General features: G+C 64.6%; 18 protein-coding genes. 8 read left to right on the forward strand and 10 right to left on the reverse strand.

What is annotated here, in order from left to right:
* Window positions 1-83 precede the first annotated feature (83 nt).
* The 6 genes from fabF to IVB12_RS29290 all read right to left on the reverse strand — a co-directional run bounded on the left by fabF (window position 84) and on the right by IVB12_RS29290 (window position 5,629).
* Window positions 84-1,349, reverse strand: a complete 1,266-nt coding sequence (fabF, locus tag IVB12_RS29265; protein WP_247304294.1) for a beta-ketoacyl-ACP synthase II — start codon at window positions 1,347-1,349, stop codon at window positions 84-86.
* A 108-nt stretch (window positions 1,350-1,457) separates the two neighbouring features.
* Window positions 1,458-1,697, reverse strand: a complete 240-nt coding sequence (locus IVB12_RS29270) for an acyl carrier protein (protein WP_008551805.1) — start codon at window positions 1,695-1,697, stop codon at window positions 1,458-1,460.
* A gap of 312 nt (window positions 1,698-2,009) precedes the next feature.
* Window positions 2,010-2,747 (reverse strand): 3-oxoacyl-[acyl-carrier-protein] reductase, encoded by a 738-nt coding sequence (gene fabG / locus IVB12_RS29275; RefSeq protein WP_247304295.1) that lies wholly within the window; start codon window positions 2,745-2,747, stop codon window positions 2,010-2,012.
* 11 nt (window positions 2,748-2,758) lie between these two features.
* Window positions 2,759-3,718, reverse strand: a complete 960-nt coding sequence (fabD, locus tag IVB12_RS29280) for an ACP S-malonyltransferase (RefSeq protein ID WP_247304296.1) — start codon at window positions 3,716-3,718, stop codon at window positions 2,759-2,761.
* A gap of 174 nt (window positions 3,719-3,892) precedes the next feature.
* Window positions 3,893-4,918, reverse strand: a complete 1,026-nt coding sequence (locus IVB12_RS29285; protein WP_247304297.1) for a fatty acid desaturase family protein — start codon at window positions 4,916-4,918, stop codon at window positions 3,893-3,895.
* Window positions 4,919-4,921: 3 nt separating this feature from the next.
* The gene (locus IVB12_RS29290) at window positions 4,922-5,629 is read right to left on the reverse strand and encodes a TetR/AcrR family transcriptional regulator C-terminal domain-containing protein (RefSeq protein WP_247304298.1); all 708 of its coding nucleotides are present in this window, start codon (window positions 5,627-5,629) and stop codon (window positions 4,922-4,924) included.
* A gap of 336 nt (window positions 5,630-5,965) precedes the next feature.
* On the opposite strand from IVB12_RS29290, the gene rpsF reads away from it, so the two are divergent.
* From rpsF to rplI, 4 genes are all read left to right on the forward strand, one after another.
* Window positions 5,966-6,436, forward strand: a complete 471-nt coding sequence (gene rpsF, locus IVB12_RS29295; RefSeq protein ID WP_247281622.1) for a 30S ribosomal protein S6 — start codon at window positions 5,966-5,968, stop codon at window positions 6,434-6,436.
* Between the two features lie 5 nt (window positions 6,437-6,441).
* Window positions 6,442-6,681: a 30S ribosomal protein S18 gene (rpsR, locus tag IVB12_RS29300; RefSeq protein ID WP_212371059.1), complete on the forward strand. Its 240-nt coding sequence runs from the start codon at window positions 6,442-6,444 to the stop codon at window positions 6,679-6,681.
* A 133-nt stretch (window positions 6,682-6,814) separates the two neighbouring features.
* Window positions 6,815-7,795: a DUF2232 domain-containing protein gene (locus tag IVB12_RS29305; protein ID WP_247304299.1), complete on the forward strand. Its 981-nt coding sequence runs from the start codon at window positions 6,815-6,817 to the stop codon at window positions 7,793-7,795.
* Between the two features lie 46 nt (window positions 7,796-7,841).
* Window positions 7,842-8,441: a 50S ribosomal protein L9 gene (gene rplI, locus IVB12_RS29310; protein WP_247281624.1), complete on the forward strand. Its 600-nt coding sequence runs from the start codon at window positions 7,842-7,844 to the stop codon at window positions 8,439-8,441.
* A gap of 112 nt (window positions 8,442-8,553) precedes the next feature.
* Here rplI and IVB12_RS29315 read toward each other — a convergent pair whose 3' ends face one another.
* From IVB12_RS29315 to IVB12_RS29325, 3 genes are all read right to left on the reverse strand, one after another.
* On the reverse strand, window positions 8,554-9,021 hold the full coding sequence (locus IVB12_RS29315) for a PaaI family thioesterase (RefSeq protein ID WP_247304300.1): 468 nt from the start codon (window positions 9,019-9,021) through the stop codon (window positions 8,554-8,556).
* Complete coding sequence (locus IVB12_RS29320; protein ID WP_247304302.1) at window positions 9,005-9,628, reverse strand: TetR/AcrR family transcriptional regulator; 624 nt, start codon at window positions 9,626-9,628, stop codon at window positions 9,005-9,007. Before IVB12_RS29320 ends, IVB12_RS29315 begins: the two co-directional genes overlap by 17 nt.
* A 105-nt stretch (window positions 9,629-9,733) precedes the next feature.
* The gene (locus IVB12_RS29325) at window positions 9,734-10,705 is read right to left on the reverse strand and encodes a hypothetical protein (protein WP_247304304.1); all 972 of its coding nucleotides are present in this window, start codon (window positions 10,703-10,705) and stop codon (window positions 9,734-9,736) included.
* A 279-nt stretch (window positions 10,706-10,984) separates the two neighbouring features.
* Between IVB12_RS29325 and IVB12_RS29330 the strand changes: the two genes are divergently transcribed.
* The 3 genes from IVB12_RS29330 to alr all read left to right on the forward strand — a co-directional run bounded on the left by IVB12_RS29330 (window position 10,985) and on the right by alr (window position 15,831).
* Window positions 10,985-12,235, forward strand: a complete 1,251-nt coding sequence (locus IVB12_RS29330; protein ID WP_247304306.1) for a cyclopropane-fatty-acyl-phospholipid synthase family protein — start codon at window positions 10,985-10,987, stop codon at window positions 12,233-12,235.
* 756 nt (window positions 12,236-12,991) lie between these two features.
* Window positions 12,992-14,497, forward strand: coding sequence for a replicative DNA helicase (locus tag IVB12_RS29335; protein WP_247281630.1), 1,506 nt, complete (start codon window positions 12,992-12,994; stop codon window positions 14,495-14,497).
* Between the two features lie 56 nt (window positions 14,498-14,553).
* On the forward strand, window positions 14,554-15,831 hold the full coding sequence (alr, locus tag IVB12_RS29340; protein WP_247304610.1) for an alanine racemase: 1,278 nt from the start codon (window positions 14,554-14,556) through the stop codon (window positions 15,829-15,831).
* A gap of 12 nt (window positions 15,832-15,843) precedes the next feature.
* Here alr and IVB12_RS29345 read toward each other — a convergent pair whose 3' ends face one another.
* Window positions 15,844-16,062 carry a cysteine rich repeat-containing protein gene (locus IVB12_RS29345; RefSeq protein WP_212304524.1) on the reverse strand — a complete coding sequence of 73 codons (219 nt, stop codon included), beginning with the start codon at window positions 16,060-16,062 and terminating at the stop codon, window positions 15,844-15,846.
* 39 nt (window positions 16,063-16,101) lie between these two features.
* On the opposite strand from IVB12_RS29345, the gene IVB12_RS29350 reads away from it, so the two are divergent.
* Window positions 16,102-16,872, forward strand: a complete 771-nt coding sequence (locus IVB12_RS29350) for an exodeoxyribonuclease III (RefSeq protein WP_247304308.1) — start codon at window positions 16,102-16,104, stop codon at window positions 16,870-16,872.
* The last annotated feature ends 2 nt before the right edge of the window (window positions 16,873-16,874 follow it).

The raw sequence follows: 16,874 nt of genomic DNA on the forward strand, positions 1-16,874 counted from the left end.
TGACTTGCCGAGCCAAATGCACGCGCCCACTTCTATGACTATCGCCGAATACGGCAAAACGGTGGATTCGTCTCAAAGGCAAACTAATTGGCCAAGCGCCGCACGATCACCGACGCATTGGTGCCACCAAAACCAAAAGAGTTCGACAATGCGACATTGACCTCACGCTTCTTCGCCATGTGCGGCACGAGGTCAATCGCAGTCTCGACCGACGGATTGTCGAGGTTGATGGTCGGCGGCACGACATTATCGCGAATCGCGAGAATGGCGAAGATCGCCTCGATCGCACCGGCCGCGCCGAGGAGATGACCCGTCGACGATTTGGTCGAGGACATCGCAACCTTGGAGGCAGCGTTACCGAGCAGGCGCTCCACCGCACCGAGTTCGATCTCGTCGCCGAGCGGTGTCGAGGTGCCGTGCGCATTGATGTAGTCGAGATCGGATGCCGTGAGACCGGCGCGCTTGAGCGCGGCCGCCATGCTGCGGAAGCCTCCATCGCCATCGGGCGACGGCGAGGTAATGTGATAGGCATCGCCGGAAAGGCCGTAGCCGATCACCTCGGCATAGATCCTCGCGCCGCGGCGCCTGGCGTGCTCGAGCTCCTCGAGCACCAGGACGCCGGCGCCCTCACCCATCACGAAGCCGTCGCGGTCCTTGTCATAGGGACGCGAGGCCTTTTCGGGCGTCTCGTTGAAACCGGTGGACAGCGCGCGCGCGGCATTGAAGCCGGCAATGCCGATGCGGCTGATCGGCGATTCGGCACCGCCGGCAACCATGACGTCGGCATCGCCGAGCGCAATCAGGCGAGCGGCATCGCCCACCGCGTGCGCGCCGGTCGAGCAGGCTGTGACCACCGAATGGTTCGGTCCCTTCAGCCCGTGCGCGATCGACACGTAGCCAGAGGCGAGGTTGATCAGACGCCCCGGAATGAAGAACGGCGACACTCGGCGCGGCCCGCGCTCCTTGAGCAGAATCGCGGTGTCGGCAATGCCGTTGAGACCCCCGATGCCGGACCCGATCATGGTGCCGGTCGCGCACTTGTCCTCTTCGGTCTCGGGATGCCAGTTGGCATCGTCGAGCGCCTGGCCGGCTGCGGCCATGCCGAAGATGATGAAGTCGTCGACCTTGCGCTGGTCCTTCGGCTCCATCCACTTGTCAGGATTGAACGTGTCGTTCGACCCGTCGCCGCGCACGACCGTGCAGGCGATCTTGGTCTGAAGATCGGAGACGTCGAAGCTCTCGATTCTGCGCGCACCGCTCTCGCCGTTGAGGATGCGCTTCCAGGTCGGCTCGACGCCACAGCCGAGTGGCGACACCATGCCGAGACCCGTGACGACGACCCGCCTCATATCCGAAAACTCCGTATCGACAGATTCACGGCCAATAACAAGAAACCGGCTGACCGCTGCGAAGCGGCCCGTCCGGTTTCAATGTTGTCCCCGCGAAATTGAAGAGCCTTAGCTCTTCGCGTTCTTCTCGAGAAACTTCGTAGCGTCGCCGACGGTGAGAATCGTTTCCGCAGCGTCGTCCGGAATCTCGCAACCGAATTCCTCTTCGAACGCCATCACCAGCTCGACGGTGTCCAGACTGTCGGCGCCGAGGTCGTCGATGAAGCTCGCGTTGTCGACAACCTTCTCGGGTTCAACACCAAGGTGTTCGACCACGATCTTCTTAACCCGCTCGCCAATGTCACTCATTGCTTAACCTCGTGTTGTTCCCTGTAGACCCGACCCCCCGGGACGATACGAGCCGTCGTGGTCGTTTGACTGCCTTCGCTTACGAACTTTGATTTGGCCCATCCTAACCGATGCAGGCCCCGGCGAACGACGGCCAAAGGCTCCGCATCGCCAATATACAGGGTTTCAAAAACCTGCAATGGCGTTCTTTGCCCATCCGTTGTAGGTCCGGTTATCATACTTCAATTGCCTTGACTACAAGCCTCATTTCGCTCCGGAAACGGCCGTTTGCCGCATCCGGCACCGGCCTGACCGGCGGTGCGGCACGAGGCGTCAGATCATGGCCATGCCGCCGTTGACGTGGATGGTTTGCCCGGTGACGTAAGCCGCTTCGTTCGAGCTCAGGTAGACGGCGGCTGCCGCGATGTCTTCGGGCGTCCCCAGGCGCGCAGCCGGAACCTTGGTCAGAATCGTTTCGCGCTGCTTGTCGTTGAGCGCATCCGTCATCGGCGTCTTGATGAAGCCGGGCGCGATGCAATTGGCGGTCACGCCGCGCTTAGCGTATTCGGCGCCGAGGGTCTTGATCATGCCGATCAGGCCCGCTTTCGATGCTGTATAATTGCCCTGCCCCGGATTGCCCGTGACGCCGACCACCGAGGTGATGGCGACGATGCGGCCGAAGCGCTTGCGCATCATCAATTTGGTCGCCGCGCGCGCCAGGCGGAAGGTCGCGGTCAGATTGACGTTGATGACCTCCTCCCAATCCTCGTCGCGAAGCTGCACGAAGAGATTGTCGCGGGTGATGCCCGCGTTGGCGATGAGGATGTCGACTTGTCCCATCGCGGCTTCCGCGGCGGGCACCAGCGCTTCGACCTCATCGGCCTTGGAGAGGTTGCAGGGTAGCACAAAGGCGCGCTCGCCGAGCCTGCCGGCAAGCTCGTCCAGCACGTCCTTGCGCGTTCCGGAAATCGCAACGGCAGCGCCCTGCGCATGCAGCGCCTGCGCGATCGCGCCGCCGATGCCGCCGGTCGCGCCGGTGACGAGCGCCTTTCTGCCAGTCAGATCGAACATGAAGTACTCCTCTAAGCCTGCTTGGCAGCGGCCAGTGCATCCTTGGCGGCAGCGATATCGCTCGGACCGCCAACCGCAACGCCGACGGCACCGTCCGCAATGCGCTTGACGAGTCCCGTAAGCACCTTGCCCGCGCCGATCTCGAAGAAACGGGTGACGCCCTGCGCTGCCATATAGGCAACCGATTCACGCCAGCGCACCGTGCCCGTGACCTGCTCGATCAGGCGGCGACGGATCTCGTCGGGATCGGTGATGGCGCTCGCCAGCACATTCGACACCAACGGCACGGCCGGCGCCTTGATCGTGACCATCGAGAGCGCCTCCGCCATGGCGTCGGCGGCCGGCTGCATCAGCTTGCAATGAAACGGCGCCGACACCGGCAGCAGCATCGCGCGCTTGGCGCCCTTGGATTTGGCGATCTCGACGGCGCGATCGACCGCCGCCTTGTCGCCGGAGACCACAACCTGCCCCCCGCCATTGTCGTTGGCGGCCTGGCAGACCTGCCCCTGCGCCGCCTCTTGGGCGACCTCGATGGCGGCCTCGTAGTCGAGGCCAAGCAGCGCGGCCATTGCACCGGCACCGACTGGCACGGCTTTTTGCATTGCGAGACCGCGGGTGCGAAGCAGCCGAGCGGTATCGGAGATGCTCAGGCTGCCGGCCGCAGCCAGCGCCGAATATTCACCAAGCGAGTGGCCAGCGACGAAGGCTGCGTCCCGCCCGACGGAAAAACCGGCTTCACTCTCCAGCACGCGCAGGGTTGCGAGGGAGACCGCCATCAGAGCTGGCTGGGCGTTTTCGGTCAGCTGAAGGGTCTCGGCCGGACCATCCCAAATGGTCGCCGTCAATTCCTCCCCAAGCGCGGCATCGACCTCATCGAACACGGCGCGCGCCGCCGGAAAGGCGTCGGCGAGGGCCTTGCCCATGCCAACCGCCTGGGACCCCTGCCCAGGAAATGTAAATGCTGCCGTCATCGGCGCTCCCTGCATGTCGGGCGTGATCCTCACGAGAACCGGCAGCCGACTACGCGCGGCCTCAGCCCAAGGTTCCGGATTACGCTCCAAAGGGGGCCGTAGACACTGTCCGGGGTCGGACTGTCAAGCCAAGATGGGAACCCCGGCCAGCATTCAACCAGGGATGTGGCTTTCCTAGAATCCGCCGGCTGTCTGGTTGACGTCGACCTCTGCCCCCGCCCGCGCGCGGCGCGCGCTGTTGACCAGCTGCCCCGGCCGATCGTCCTGATTCGGCTTCGCGGTGGCAAGCCGCAGCACCGCGGCATAGCCCGGCTGCACCTCCATGCGGTCGGCATGCAGGCTGGCGCTCAGCAGGCGATGCACCTTCGGCAAATTGTAGCAGGGCACATAGAACAAGAGGTGATGCTCGAGATGATAATTCACGTAGTACGGGGCGATGAACAGGCGCTCGAGAAAATTGGCATGCGTGGTCCGAGTGTTGCGCAATGGGTCATTGCCGTCAGGGACGACGGCGTGCTCGGCGATGTTGCGGATGCGGGTGATGACCATCATCCAGGTCAGCAGCGGCACCAGCCATAGCAATAGATAGGCCCACCACACGCCGGCCGCCGCGAGCGCAGCAAACATTGCGGCATTGACGACGCATTGTGGGCCGAGCTTTTCCCAGAAATGCGCCGCACGCTGCCGCCATGCCCAGTCCTTTGGCCCGAGCGCGTTGAGCAATTGCGCCTTGCGCTGTTGGTAGCCGGTCTGTCCGCTGATATCGCGAATGAACTTGCGGCGATAACTAAGCTTGGTGATCGGAAACGGCGCCGACAGCACCAGATCGGGATCGTCGTCCTGCTGGGTGCGCGCGTGATGCTGCAAGTGATAGCGCCGGTAGCTCCGCGTCTCCGCAAACAGCGGATAGGCACAGAACCATTGGCTCAGCGCCAGATTGGTTTTCTCATCGGCGGACAAGCAGCCATGCGCGCCGTCATGCATGAGGATGGCAAGTCCAAGCTGGCGCGAGCCGATGATGGCGACGGCGAGAATGTACGTCAGCGGATTGGGCCACCACGCGACCAGAGCGATCGCACCGATGATGAGCGCCCAGGCGTGCGCGATCAGCGCAACGCCTTTCCACGTCACGCGCTGGCGCACGTCGGCCAATTGATCGTCGGTCAGGAAATCGCGGGCACGCATGCGAAGCGCGGTCATGGCCTAACTCTCCTCATCCGAATTGCTCGGCGCATCGCGCTGCTCGACCAGACGCAGGCGCGCAGCCTCGCCTGTGGATTTCGCCTGCTCACCGAGCACGCGCAGCATCTCGCTGCAGAGCTCCTCCGGCGATCGGCCCATGGCGTAGCCTTCGAGAATGACGCCGATAGCGACGGCCCAGAACCGCCGCGAGCTTTCATCGGGCGCGCGCAACGAGCGCCAGCCGTGTCGTGCGACCTGGCTTGCATAGGCCCGCGCGCCTTCGCTGTGCAGCCGTTCGATGGTGCGCTCAACCAGCGGCGCCAGATCCTGCCGCCGCCGCGTCAGTGTCAGGGCTTCGGCGAAGAAGGCGACCGAATCACTCGCCGTGACCGTCTCCGCCAGCGCGTGCGTGTATTCCTGCGGCGTGCGCGTCCTCAGCGCCGCCTGTTCCGTCGCGTGCGCCAGATACAGCAGCTCGCGGCAGGCACATTCGACGAACAGCGCCTCCTTGGTGCGGAAGTAGTAGGTGATCTGGCTCGGGAACGCGTCCGCCGCGGCCGCGATGTCGGTGATCGACGTGCCCGACAGCCCCCGCTCCCGGAACAGCGGGCTTGCCGCATCCAACAGCAGCGACCGCATCTTGCGGCCGGCCGTGCGTGTGGCGCGCGCGGCGTGCTTGGGGTCGCTGGCGCCCGGTTCGAACGGAGCATGGGCAGAATTGTCTGCCATTGGATCCTCCCGCTGACTTCTTTGTATGCTATACAAACAAGCAGGTCAAGCTAGTTCGATTTGCGAGCCGACCGCCACCCGGCTTCGGTTGTGCGAGCCGAGACTTGGCCCCCAACCTTGCAAAGCCGGCCAAAATCCGTATAAGGCGCCCATCCGCAGACCCCGGCCGGGAGCTGAACGGACGGTCTCAGCAAATCATCCGTGATTTTGGTGTGGCAGGGCCAGTCGGCCCGTCGTCCCGTGTTTCCGCCTTCTGAGCTTAATCCCAGAGTCCTTTCCGAAGGTCTCTTAAGGGCTTGACGCCGGGCGATGCGCCAACATGAGGAAAGGACTTCCATGCCTCTTTACGAGCATGTTTTTCTCGCGCGTCAGGACGCGAGCCCGCAGCAGGTCGAAGAGCTGACTGCGCAAATGACCGGTATCGTCGAGGGTCTCGGCGGCAAGGTTACCAAGACCGAGAATTGGGGCGTTCGCTCCCTCACCTATCGCATGAACAAGAACCGCAAGGCGCATTTCGTGCTGCTCAACATCGATGCGCCGTCCGCGGCGATCGCCGAGATCGAGCGCCAGGAGCGCATCAGCGAAGACGTGATCCGCTATCTCAGCGTCCGCGTCGAAGAACTCGAGGAAGGCCCGTCCGCGATGATGCGCAAGGCCGATCGTGATCGCGAGCGTGACGACCGCGGCGGTGGCTTCCGCGGCGAGCGTGAAGGCGGCTTCCGTGGCGACCGCGAGGGCGGCTTCCGCGGTGACCGCGGCCCGCGCCGTCCGCGCGAAGAAGCTGAAACCACTGCGGATGCGGAGTAAGATCAATGGCTGAAGCTGGTGCACGCCGTCCGTTTTTCCGTCGTCGCAAGAGCTGCCCGTTCACGGGCACCAATGCTCCCAAGATCGACTACAAGGACTCCAAGCTGCTGATGCGTTACGTCTCCGAGCGCGGCAAGATCGTGCCGAGCCGCATCACCGCGGTGTCCGCGAAGAAGCAGCGTGAGCTCGCCCGCGCCATCAAGCGCGCGCGGTTCCTGGGCCTCTTGCCCTACGTCATTCGCTGACGCGACCAATTCGACCGGCGGCCGCTGAGCCGCCGGTCCTCGCGTTCTGAACTCATAAGGCCTCCGGGTCGTCCGGTCGCCGATGGTTGGGGCAAACGACGCCTCTAACCGCTCGAAGGGAGCGGGACAGCTGATGATGGCCTTTGGACTGATAGCCCTGATCGCCGGCGCCGCGTCGGCGCTGATGTTCGCCTCGATCATCTCGGGCGCGCTGATCTCGCTCGTCCTGTTCTATCTCGCACCGCTGCCTCTGATGGTCGCCGCGATCGGCTGGGGGCCGCTTTGCGCGAGCCTCGGCGGCATTGCCGCCGCAATCGGCCTCGGCGCGCTGTTCGGCGTGCCCTACTGCATCGCCTTCGCCGTCACCGTCGCATTGCCGGCCTGGTGGCTCGGCCATCTCGTCCTGCTTGGCCGGCCGGTGGGAAGCGTCGCACCAGACGCCTCCGCGTTCGAGCCGCAAGCCGAGCCCGAGGTCGAGTGGTATCCGGTCGGCCGCATCCTGCTCTGGATCGCAGGCTTCGCCGCGCTGACCACCATTGCCGCCCTGCTCACGCTCGGCACCGACGCCGACACCATCAGCCTCACGCTGCGGCGAGGCCTGATGCGCCTCCTCCGCGCCGCCGATCCGCAAACTTCGGGTGAAGCCAGCCAGTTCGTCGACGCACTCGTGCGCATTGCACCGGCCGCCGCCACCATCGTCGCGATGATGACGCTGACTCTCAGCCTCTGGCTCAGCGCCAAGGTGACCGCGACGTCGGGCCGGCTGCGTCGCCCTTGGCCGGACCTGAAAACGGCCGAGCTGCCGCCGATGACGCTCGTGGCACTCTGCATCGCGCTCGCCTTCTGCTTCACGGGCGGGCTGCTCGCGATCGTCGCGCAGATCACCACGGCCGCGCTGATGATGGGCTATGCGCTGACCGGTTTTGCCGTGCTGCATACGCTGACGCTGGCGCTGAAGAGCCGCACCTTCTGGCTCGGCTCGACCTACGCCGTCGTCGTCGTGTTCGGATGGCCCGTCATCGCGATGGTGATCCTCGGTCTTGCGGATGCCGTGTTCGGCTTCCGCGAGCGCTTCCTGCGCAGCCGCCAGCCGCCGCCGCTGCCAACCTCTTAAGTCCAACCCCGGAAACTGAAACAGATCCCTTCAAAGGAGAACGAATATGGAAGTCATTTTGCTGGAACGCGTCACCAAGCTCGGCCAGATGGGCGAAGTCGTGAAGGTTCGCGACGGCTATGCCCGCAATTTTCTGCTCAAGCGCGGCAAGGCGCTGCGCGCCACCGCCGACAACCGTGCCAAGTACGACGGCATGAAGGCTGAGCTCGAGGCGCGCAACCTCCAGGCCAAGGGCGAAGCATCAAAGGTCGCCGAAAAGATCCAGGGCAAGAACATCATCGTGATCCGCCAGGCCTCCGAAGCCGGCCAGCTGTTCGGCTCGGTCACCGTGCGCGACATCGTCATGGCGTTCGAAACCGACGGCGTCCATCTTGACCGTCCGCAGGTGCAGCTCGACGCACCGATCAAGACCATCGGCAAGCACACGGTCACCGTCGCCGTTCACCCGGAGGTCGAGGTCGACATCACCGTGACGGTCGCGCGCAGTCAGGACGAGGCCGAGCGCATCAACCGCGGCGAGGACATCTCGACCCGCAACGAGGACCGCGACGCGGCCGCCGAGGCAATCGCCGCGGCCGGCGAGTTCTTCGATCCGGAAGCCCAGCACGACGAGGTCGAGCCGGCGCCGGCTACGGAAGAGAAGTAATTCCAATGTCGTCATTCCGGGATGGTCCGAAGGACCAGACCCGGAATCTCGAGATTCCGGGTTCTCGCTTCGCGAGCCCCGGAATGACGAGCTCAAAATCAGCCCGGTCGCCTCAGGCGGCCGGGCTTTTCGTTTTCGCGGCGACGTCCTCGCTCAACATCGAAATCGAGGCCAGCGCCGTTGCCGTGTGCTTCTCGACGCCGTCGCTGACGCAGAATACGTCGGCCGCAACCACCGAGACCTGACGGCCCGGCTTGATTACGCGGGCACGGCAGATCAGCTTCTCGCCGACTGCAGGCGACAATAAATTGAGCTTGTACTCCGCCGTCAGCGCCGGCTGGCCACGCGAGGTCGCGGCTGCGATCGTTGTGGCGTTGTCGATCAGGAAGGCGGTGACGCCGCCGTGGAAGAAGCCGTGCTGCTGTAGCAGTTCCGGCCGGCGATCCACGGCGATGGTGCAGGTGCCGCGCGACAAGTCCGAAAGCTCGGCGCCGACCAGGTTCATGAAGCCCTGCCGGCCGACATTGGCGTGGATGCGTTCGGCAATCGGTGCGAACTCCGGATCAGCTGCGGCTGACATGCACTCTCTCCTGTTGCTCGTTGATGCGGTCGAACGGCCTTAGCGCCCGAATGGCGCAGGCGATCAGCATCTCGGCCTCCCCGCGAGGATCGGTGTGGTCACGTCCCGACAGGAAGGCGCGGCAGAAGATCTGCGCCGGCCCGATCAGTTGGCTGATGAACATTGCCGCCGTCATCGGCAAGAGCTCACCGCGTGCAACCAGCGGCGCGCGCCAGCGGTCGATGCCGTCGGCGAGGCGCGCGTTCTGCGCGCGCTGGGCTTCGCGAACCTCCTCGCCCCACTCGCTGCGGGAAATCTCGAAGAGGTAGCGCGCCTCGCGCCGGCTGGTCACGACCCACTCAAGATGCGCCCGGATCAGCCGATCGATGCCCTGCTCCGCACCGGGGACGGGATTGAGCGCGGTCAGCATTGCGGCGTGATAGTGCCGCAGGACCTGCAGGAACAGCGCACCGGCGAGCTCCTTCTTCGAGCCGAAGGCGTGAAAGAAGCTGCCATTGGAGGCGCGCGCGCGGGTGCGGATCGCAGTCACCGTCGCGGCTTCGAAACCAACGCGGTCGAACACGATCAGCCCGGCCGCCAACAGCTCGTCTCGCACGCTCGCCGTCATTGCCGCCTCCTAGAGCATTACTCTAGAGTGGCACTCTAGGCCTCGTCAATTCAATGCGGAGGCCGCGATCAAAGCGGTCGCGCATGTCCATCAAAACCAGGCTGGTTAGCGCGAGATCGGCGGCGTCGGCGGACCGGACGACTCGGCTGGCGCGGCAGGCGGAGCTGCAGCGGTTGCGGGAGGTGCCGGCGCCTTGGCCGGTTCGGAGCTGGCAGCAGGCGCAGTCGGCGTCGGAGCCGCCTCTCCCGTCGCTCTGGGCGCGGCCGGCTCGATCGGCGTCACGGTGGCTGGTGCAGACGGCATCACCTGCGGCACCGGATCGGGGCGCAGCGGCGGAGCTTCACTGCCGCGCGGCTCGACCTTCGCGGTATCAGGCATGGCGTCGGCGGGCTTCTCCGATGCCTTACCACTGTCGGGCTTGGTCTCGTCACGACCCGGCTCGACCTTGGCGCTGTCGGGCTTGGCCGTCTCAGGCTTCGGCTCGCTCTTCTTGTCTTCAGTGGCCGGCGCGGCGGCGTCGACCTTCGGTGCTTCCTCAGTGCCGGGCCTGCCGCGGCGCTTGGCTTTGCGCCCCTCGGGTGCTGCCTGGCCTTCGGATTTCATGCCTTCGTCAGCCGGCCGCGCAGCCCGCTTCTGGCGCGGGCCCTCGGCCGCAGGAGCGGACCCCTCGCCCTCCGGCTTGGCGGCCTCCTGCGAGCGCTGGCGGCGGCCCTGATGTTCGGACTGGCCCGGAGCTGTATTGGCTTCTCGCTCCCTGGCGCCGTCCTTTTTGTCCCTGCCGTCCTTGGCCTGATACCGGGCGTCGGTGGCACCATTGGAGACGAGGTAGGAGGCGAGGATACCCGCCATATCCGAGCTCGTGGTGTAGTGCTGGCGCAGGAAGCCCGGCAGCGAACTCGGCGCCACGGACTTCAGAAGTCCCCGCGGGCTCCTGTGGCAGGCATTGCAGGTCTGCGCGAAGAGCTGGGACGGAGTCTTGCCGGCCTCGAGGTTCGTTGCCTGCGCAAGCACGGTATCGGTTGCGCCGAAGCCGATCAGAAGCAGTACCGTCGCGAGACTGAACGCTCGGCTCGACATTTCCCATCATCTCCACTGAAATCCGAGAGGTGCAGCCGGCATCCCGCGCGGCGGCGGTCACCTTTTATCCGATTGAGCCGCGAATGGAAGCAGGCCCGCGCGCAAGGATGTGATTAAGCGCTTTTCGAATATCGGCTTTGAGCACAGCGCAATGGCGGAGCCGGAACTGGCTCGCTAGATTTTAGATGCAAACGCATAGGAACCGCTGCGGCGCCTGGGCGTCAGATATGAAGGCCGGGTTAGTCGCAAACTTTCGGGTCCGCTCGAGAGGAAATGCCGATGGACCGCTTGTTGCATAAGTTTCTGTCTCAATTCATCCGGCGCGGGTCGATGACGGTGACCAGCGCAAGCGGGAGGACGTTCACCGTCGGCGACGGCTCCGGCGCCCCGGTCGCAGTCCGTTTCGTCACGAAAGACGCAGAACGAAAAATCCTCATCAACCCCGAGCTCGGGCTTGGCGAAGCCTATATGGATGGCGAGTTCGTCGTCGAACACGGCACCATAGCTGATGCCCTCGCGATCCTGCTGGATCAACCCGACCTATTGCCGCAGTGGGCCAAACCGTGGTGGCACCTGCGCTATCTGACCCGCCACCTCAAGCAGTTCAATCCGCGCTCGCGCTCCCGCAGGAACGTGGCGCACCACTACGATCTCGACGCCCGGCTCTATTCGCTCTTTCTTGATGCTGACAAGCAATATAGCTGCGCCTATTTCGAGACGCCGGAGACCACGCTCGATGACGCGCAGCTCGCCAAGAAGCGGCACATCGCCGCGAAGCTGCTCGTCGGGGCGGGCCAGCGTGTGCTCGACATCGGCTCGGGCTGGGGCGGGCTCGGGCTCTATCTTGCCGAGATCGCGGGCGCCGACGTCACCGGCATCACTCTGTCCACCGAGCAATTGCGAATCGCCAATGCGCGCGCCGCCGAAAAGGGGCTGACGGGGTCGGCCAAATTCCTGCTGCAGGACTACCGCGACATCGAAGGCCCATTCGACCGCATCGTCTCGGTCGGCATGTTCGAGCATGTCGGCGCCCGCTTCTACGACACCTACTTCCAACGCTGCGCCGAGCTGCTGAGCGAGGACGGCGTCATGCTGCTGCACTCGATCGGCCGTTCGCAGGGACCGGACTCGACCAATCCCTGGATCGCCAAATACATCTTCCCCGGCGGCTACATCCCCGCTCTCTCCGAGGTGCTGCCGTCGATTGAGCGGGCGGGCCTATTGGTCTGCGACATCGAGATCCTGCGCCTGCACTACGCCGAGACGCTCAAAGCCTGGCGAGAGCGCTTCATGGCGCGGCGCGAGGAAGCCGTGCAGCTCTACGACGAGCGCTTCGCGCTGATGTGGGAGTTCTACCTGGCGGCCTGCGAAATGACCTTCCGCAAGCAGGCAATGATGAACTTCCAGATCCAGCTCACCCGGCGCCAAGGCGTCGTGCCGATGACGCGCGACTACATCGCGCGCGAAGAGGCCCGGCTGCGGGCCAACGAGGGCGGCGCCAAGCCCAGGCTGAAGCTTGCAGGTGAATAAGCCCTAATGATGCAGGCCGGAAATCTGGGAAAGCCGCAAGGAGGCGGTTAGCGCCAGTTGCGTCCGTAATTCCAAAAGCACTCCAGGTGCAACCGGCTGACGCCGCACTTCAGGCCGCTCGGCGTGCTCCATGGCCGCGATCAGTCCGGCTAGCCAAAGCCGGCTGCCTGCCTCGCTTCGCCACATCTGCTGCTGCCGTTCTGGCCGCATCGCTTGCGTCTCCCTGCTGGCGAGTCGGGGACAACCCCCTGCCCGCCGGCCTGTTCCGGCTCTACCCGAAAGAATCCGGGAAGATGTGATCTGCTTCACACAAAACTGGTCGGACTTGGCTTAGATCGTCGCCATGCGCAAAGAGACCCAAACCGCATTCGACGTGCAAAACGACCTCCGCACCGATTACGCCCTGATCGTCACCGGCATCGGGGCGGCCTTGGCTGCGCTGGTCTACCTCCTGCTGGTCTGAATCCGAGCCGAAAGCTCCCAGCGTGCGTCAATTCGCGCGTTCTTCGATAGGTCTGCGCACCAATCCATAAGGTTCACGCCTTCAGGCTTTTTGCACGGCGCGGGTGCGTCCGCTCCCAAGCCGCACCCGGTTCCGCGAAAATCCGTCAAGCGCGGGGCGTGCTGCGGCGGCCAATCATCCACCATTTTCACTGAACGGTTGATAGCGGTCAGCTTTTGCTTCCGCTTTCGCCTGCAGCGGCGCTTTATCCCCGCCCCGCATCCGCCCTAGAAAATTGCTAAGCACGTCCGACCATGGCCCTGACTGATTCGAACGTTCTCAAACTCGCGCCCGACGCCGGAACGCCCGCCTATCGGAGCGCGCCACACAATATCGAGGCGGAACAGAGCCTCCTGGGCGCGATCCTCGTCAACAACGACGCCTTCTATCGCGTATCCGATTTCCTGGAGGCGAAGCATTTCTTCGAGCCGCTACACCAGACCATTTTCGAGACCGCCGGCAGCCTGATCCGAATGGGCAAGATCGCGACGCCCGTCACGCTCAAGACGTTCCTTCCCGCCGATACCGATGTCGGCGGCATGACCATCGGGCAATATCTGGCGCGGCTCGCCGCCGAAGCGACCACCATCATCAACGCCCAGGATTACGGCCGCACCGTCTACGACCTGTCGCTCAGGCGCGACCTGATCGGCATCGGCGAGGACATGGTCAATGTCGCATACGACGCGCCCGTCGATTTTCAGCCGCGGGCGCAGATTGAGGACGCCGAACGCAAGCTCTACGAACTTGCCGAGTCTGGCCGTTATGACGGCGGTTTCCAGAAATTCTCGCAGGCGCTGACGGTCGCCGTCGATCTTGCGGCGAAGGCGTTCCAGCGCGACGGAAAGCTGTCGGGCATCTCGACGGGCCTGCGCGATCTCGACACCAAGATGGGCGGCTTGCAGCATTCCGACCTCATCATCGTGGCGGGACGTCCCGGCATGGGCAAGACCTCGCTGGCGACCAACATCGCCTACAACGTCGCGCAAGCCTATGTTCCGGAACTCCAGGCCGATGGCACCATGAAGGCCGCCAATGGCGGCGTGATCGGCTTCTTCTCCTGCGAAATGTCGGCCGACCAGCTCGCCACGCGTATCGTGGCCGAGCGCACCGGCATCCCCTCCTCGCACATCCGCCGCGGCGGCATCACGGAAGCCGATTTCGAGAAGATCCGCCAGGTCTCGATCGAGCTGCAATCGCTGCCGTTCTATGTCGACGCCACCGGCGGCCTGTCGATCGCGCAGCTGATGGCGCGCGCCCGGCGGCTCAAGCGCCAGAAGGGCCTCGATCTCCTGGTGATCGACTACATCCAGCTGTTGTCCGGCTCGGGCAAGCGCGCCAGCGACAGCCGCGTGCAGGAAATCACGGAGATTACGACCAGCCTGAAGGCGCTGGCGAAGGAGCTCAACGTCCCCGTGATCGCGCTGTCTCAGCTCTCGCGTCAGGTGGAATCGCGTGACGACAAGCGGCCGCAGCTCTCGGACCTGCGCGAATCCGGCTCGATCGAGCAGGACGCCGACGTCGTGCTGTTCGTGTTCCGCGAGGAATATTACCTCGCCATGAAGGAGCCGCGTCCCGGCACTGAGGAGCACGCCAAATGGCAGGCCGACATGGAACGCACGGTCGGCCGGGCCGAAGTCATCATCGGCAAGCAGCGCCATGGCCCGACCGGCACGGTCGAGCTGCACTTCGACGCCTCGGTCACCCGCTTCGGCGACCTCGCCCATGACGGCCAATTGCCGGATCGCAGCGACTATTAGAAACTGTTCCCCGGGTTGAACCCCTCGGGTCTCTTGCGTAAAACGGCGCCATGACAATGGCGTCCGACCCGAAAACGATCCCCCAATCCGGTCTTCTCTCCGCGGAGGCCAGTCAGGCTGCCGCGCTCGCCGCCTATGGCGGCGTACTCACCGTCGATCTCGACGCCATCATCGCCAATTGGCGCAAGCTCGAGAAGACGGCGGTGCCGGCCGAGTGCTCGGCGGTTATCAAGGCCGACGCCTATGGCTGCGGCGCCGCCGAAGTCGCGCGTGCCCTGAGCAAGGCCGGCTGCAAGACCTTCTTCGTCGCCACCATAGAGGAAGCGCGCAAGGTGCGCGCGGCCGTGCCGGAGCCCACGATCTACGTGCTCAGCGGCTATTTCCAGAACACCGGCGAGCACTATGCGAAGATCAATTGCCGGCCGGTGATCGGCGACCTCAACGAGCTCGCCGAATGGGACGTGTTCTGCCGCCGCACCGGCTGGACCGGAGGCGCCGCTGTTCACATCGACACCGGCATGAACCGGCTCGGCCTGACGCTTGCGGAAGCGCAGGCCATCATCCCCCGAATCAATGCCGGCGATCACGGCATCACGCTGGTGATGAGCCATCTGGTCTCGGCCGAGCAGCTCAACAGCCCGGTGAATGCAAGACAACTCGCAGCCTTCCGCGGCATCGCCAGCGAGTTCTCAGGCGTGCCGGCGGCGCTCGCCAATTCCTCCGGTATCTTCCTCGGCGCGCCCTTCCAGTTCGACATGGTGCGGCCGGGGGCCGCACTCTACGGCGTCAATCCGACGCCGGAGGCCGACAATCCGATGCAGCAAGTCGTGGATCTCAAGGCGCGCATCGTGCAGATCCGCACGATCGAGCGCGGCGAGACTGTCGGCTATGGCGGCACCTGGACCGCACGGCGGCCGACCAAGCTCGCGATCATTGCGGTCGGCTATGCCGACGGCTATTTCCGCGCCGCCAGCTCCAATGACGGCACCCGCGGCGCCGAAGTCATCGTGGCCGGAAAACGTTGCCCGGTCGCGGGCCGCATCTCGATGGACCTGATCGCAATCGATATCACCGACCTGCCGCCGAACGCGGCGCGGCGCGGCCACATGGTGACGCTGCTCGGCGAGGGCATTACCGTCGACGAGCTCGCGCATCATTTCGGCACGATCGGCTATGAGGTGCTGACCAGCCTCGGCCGCCGCTATGCCCGCCTCTACAAGGGCGGCAATATCGTGGAGCCGCTGACAAAGCCAGCTGCCGCACAGGCGGGTGAGCAGCCGCCCTCCCCGCCGCCGGTGGAGCAGCCGGCAAGCCCGCCGCCGCTGCGGAGCTGAACAGCTCGTCGCTTACTTCTTTTTCCGGTTGTCCAGCGCCGCCTTGCAGGTCGCGCTGAGCTGATCGCGCTTGCCGTTGAGACAGGCGACGATGCCGCCGCCGGGCGCGATGCCGGCGCAGAATTTGTCATAGTCCGCCTTGCACGCACCGCGCGGATCGGACGATTGTGCCGATGCGCCTCCGGAGAACGCGATGACGAGTGCGATGGCAACAAAGCTCAACTTGGACATTGTGTCTCCGGAATCGGAAGGCAGAAGCGTCAGCCCTACATGAAGATTGCGACATTCAACATCAACAACGTCAATCGCCGCTTGCCCAATCTCTTGGCATGGCTGCGGATCGCGAAGCCCGATGTCGTCGCGCTTCAGGAGTTGAAGGCAAGTGATGGCGAATTTCCGGCGGCGACCATCGAAAAAGCCGGCTATGGCGCAGTCTGGCGTGGACAAAAGACCTGGAATGGCGTCGCCATCCTCGCCCGCAGCGCCGAGCCGGTGCTCACCCGCGATCGCTTGCCGGGGACGACCGACGATCACGAAGCCCGCTATATCGAAGCCGCCGTACGCGGCGTCATCGTCACCAGCATCTATCTGCCGAACGGCAACCCGCAGCCGGGGCCGAAATTCGATTACAAGCTGGACTGGTTCGCGCGGCTGAGGCGCCACGCCAAGAGCTTCATCAAGCAGGAGCTACCGGTGGTGCTCGCCGGCGACTACAACGTCGCGCCGACCGCGATCGACATCTATCCGACGCGCTCATGGGACAAGGATGCGCTGATCCAGCCGAAGAGCCGTGCGGCGTTTGCCTCACTGGTCGAACAAGGCTGGTGCGACGCGATCCGCGAACTGCATCCCCAAGAGCGCATCTACACGTTCTGGGACTACAAGCGAAACCGCTGGCCGCGCGATGCGGGCCTGCGGCTCGATCATCTGCTGCTCAGCCCTGCCCTCGCCCCGCGCCTGGTCAAAGCCGGCGTCGACAAGAAGATCCGCGGCGAGGATGGCGCGAGCGATCACGCGCCGGCGTGGATCGTGTTGCGGTGACT

The sequence above is a fragment of the Bradyrhizobium sp. 179 genome, assembly GCF_023073535.1.
GTDB lineage: Bacteria > Pseudomonadota > Alphaproteobacteria > Rhizobiales > Xanthobacteraceae > Bradyrhizobium.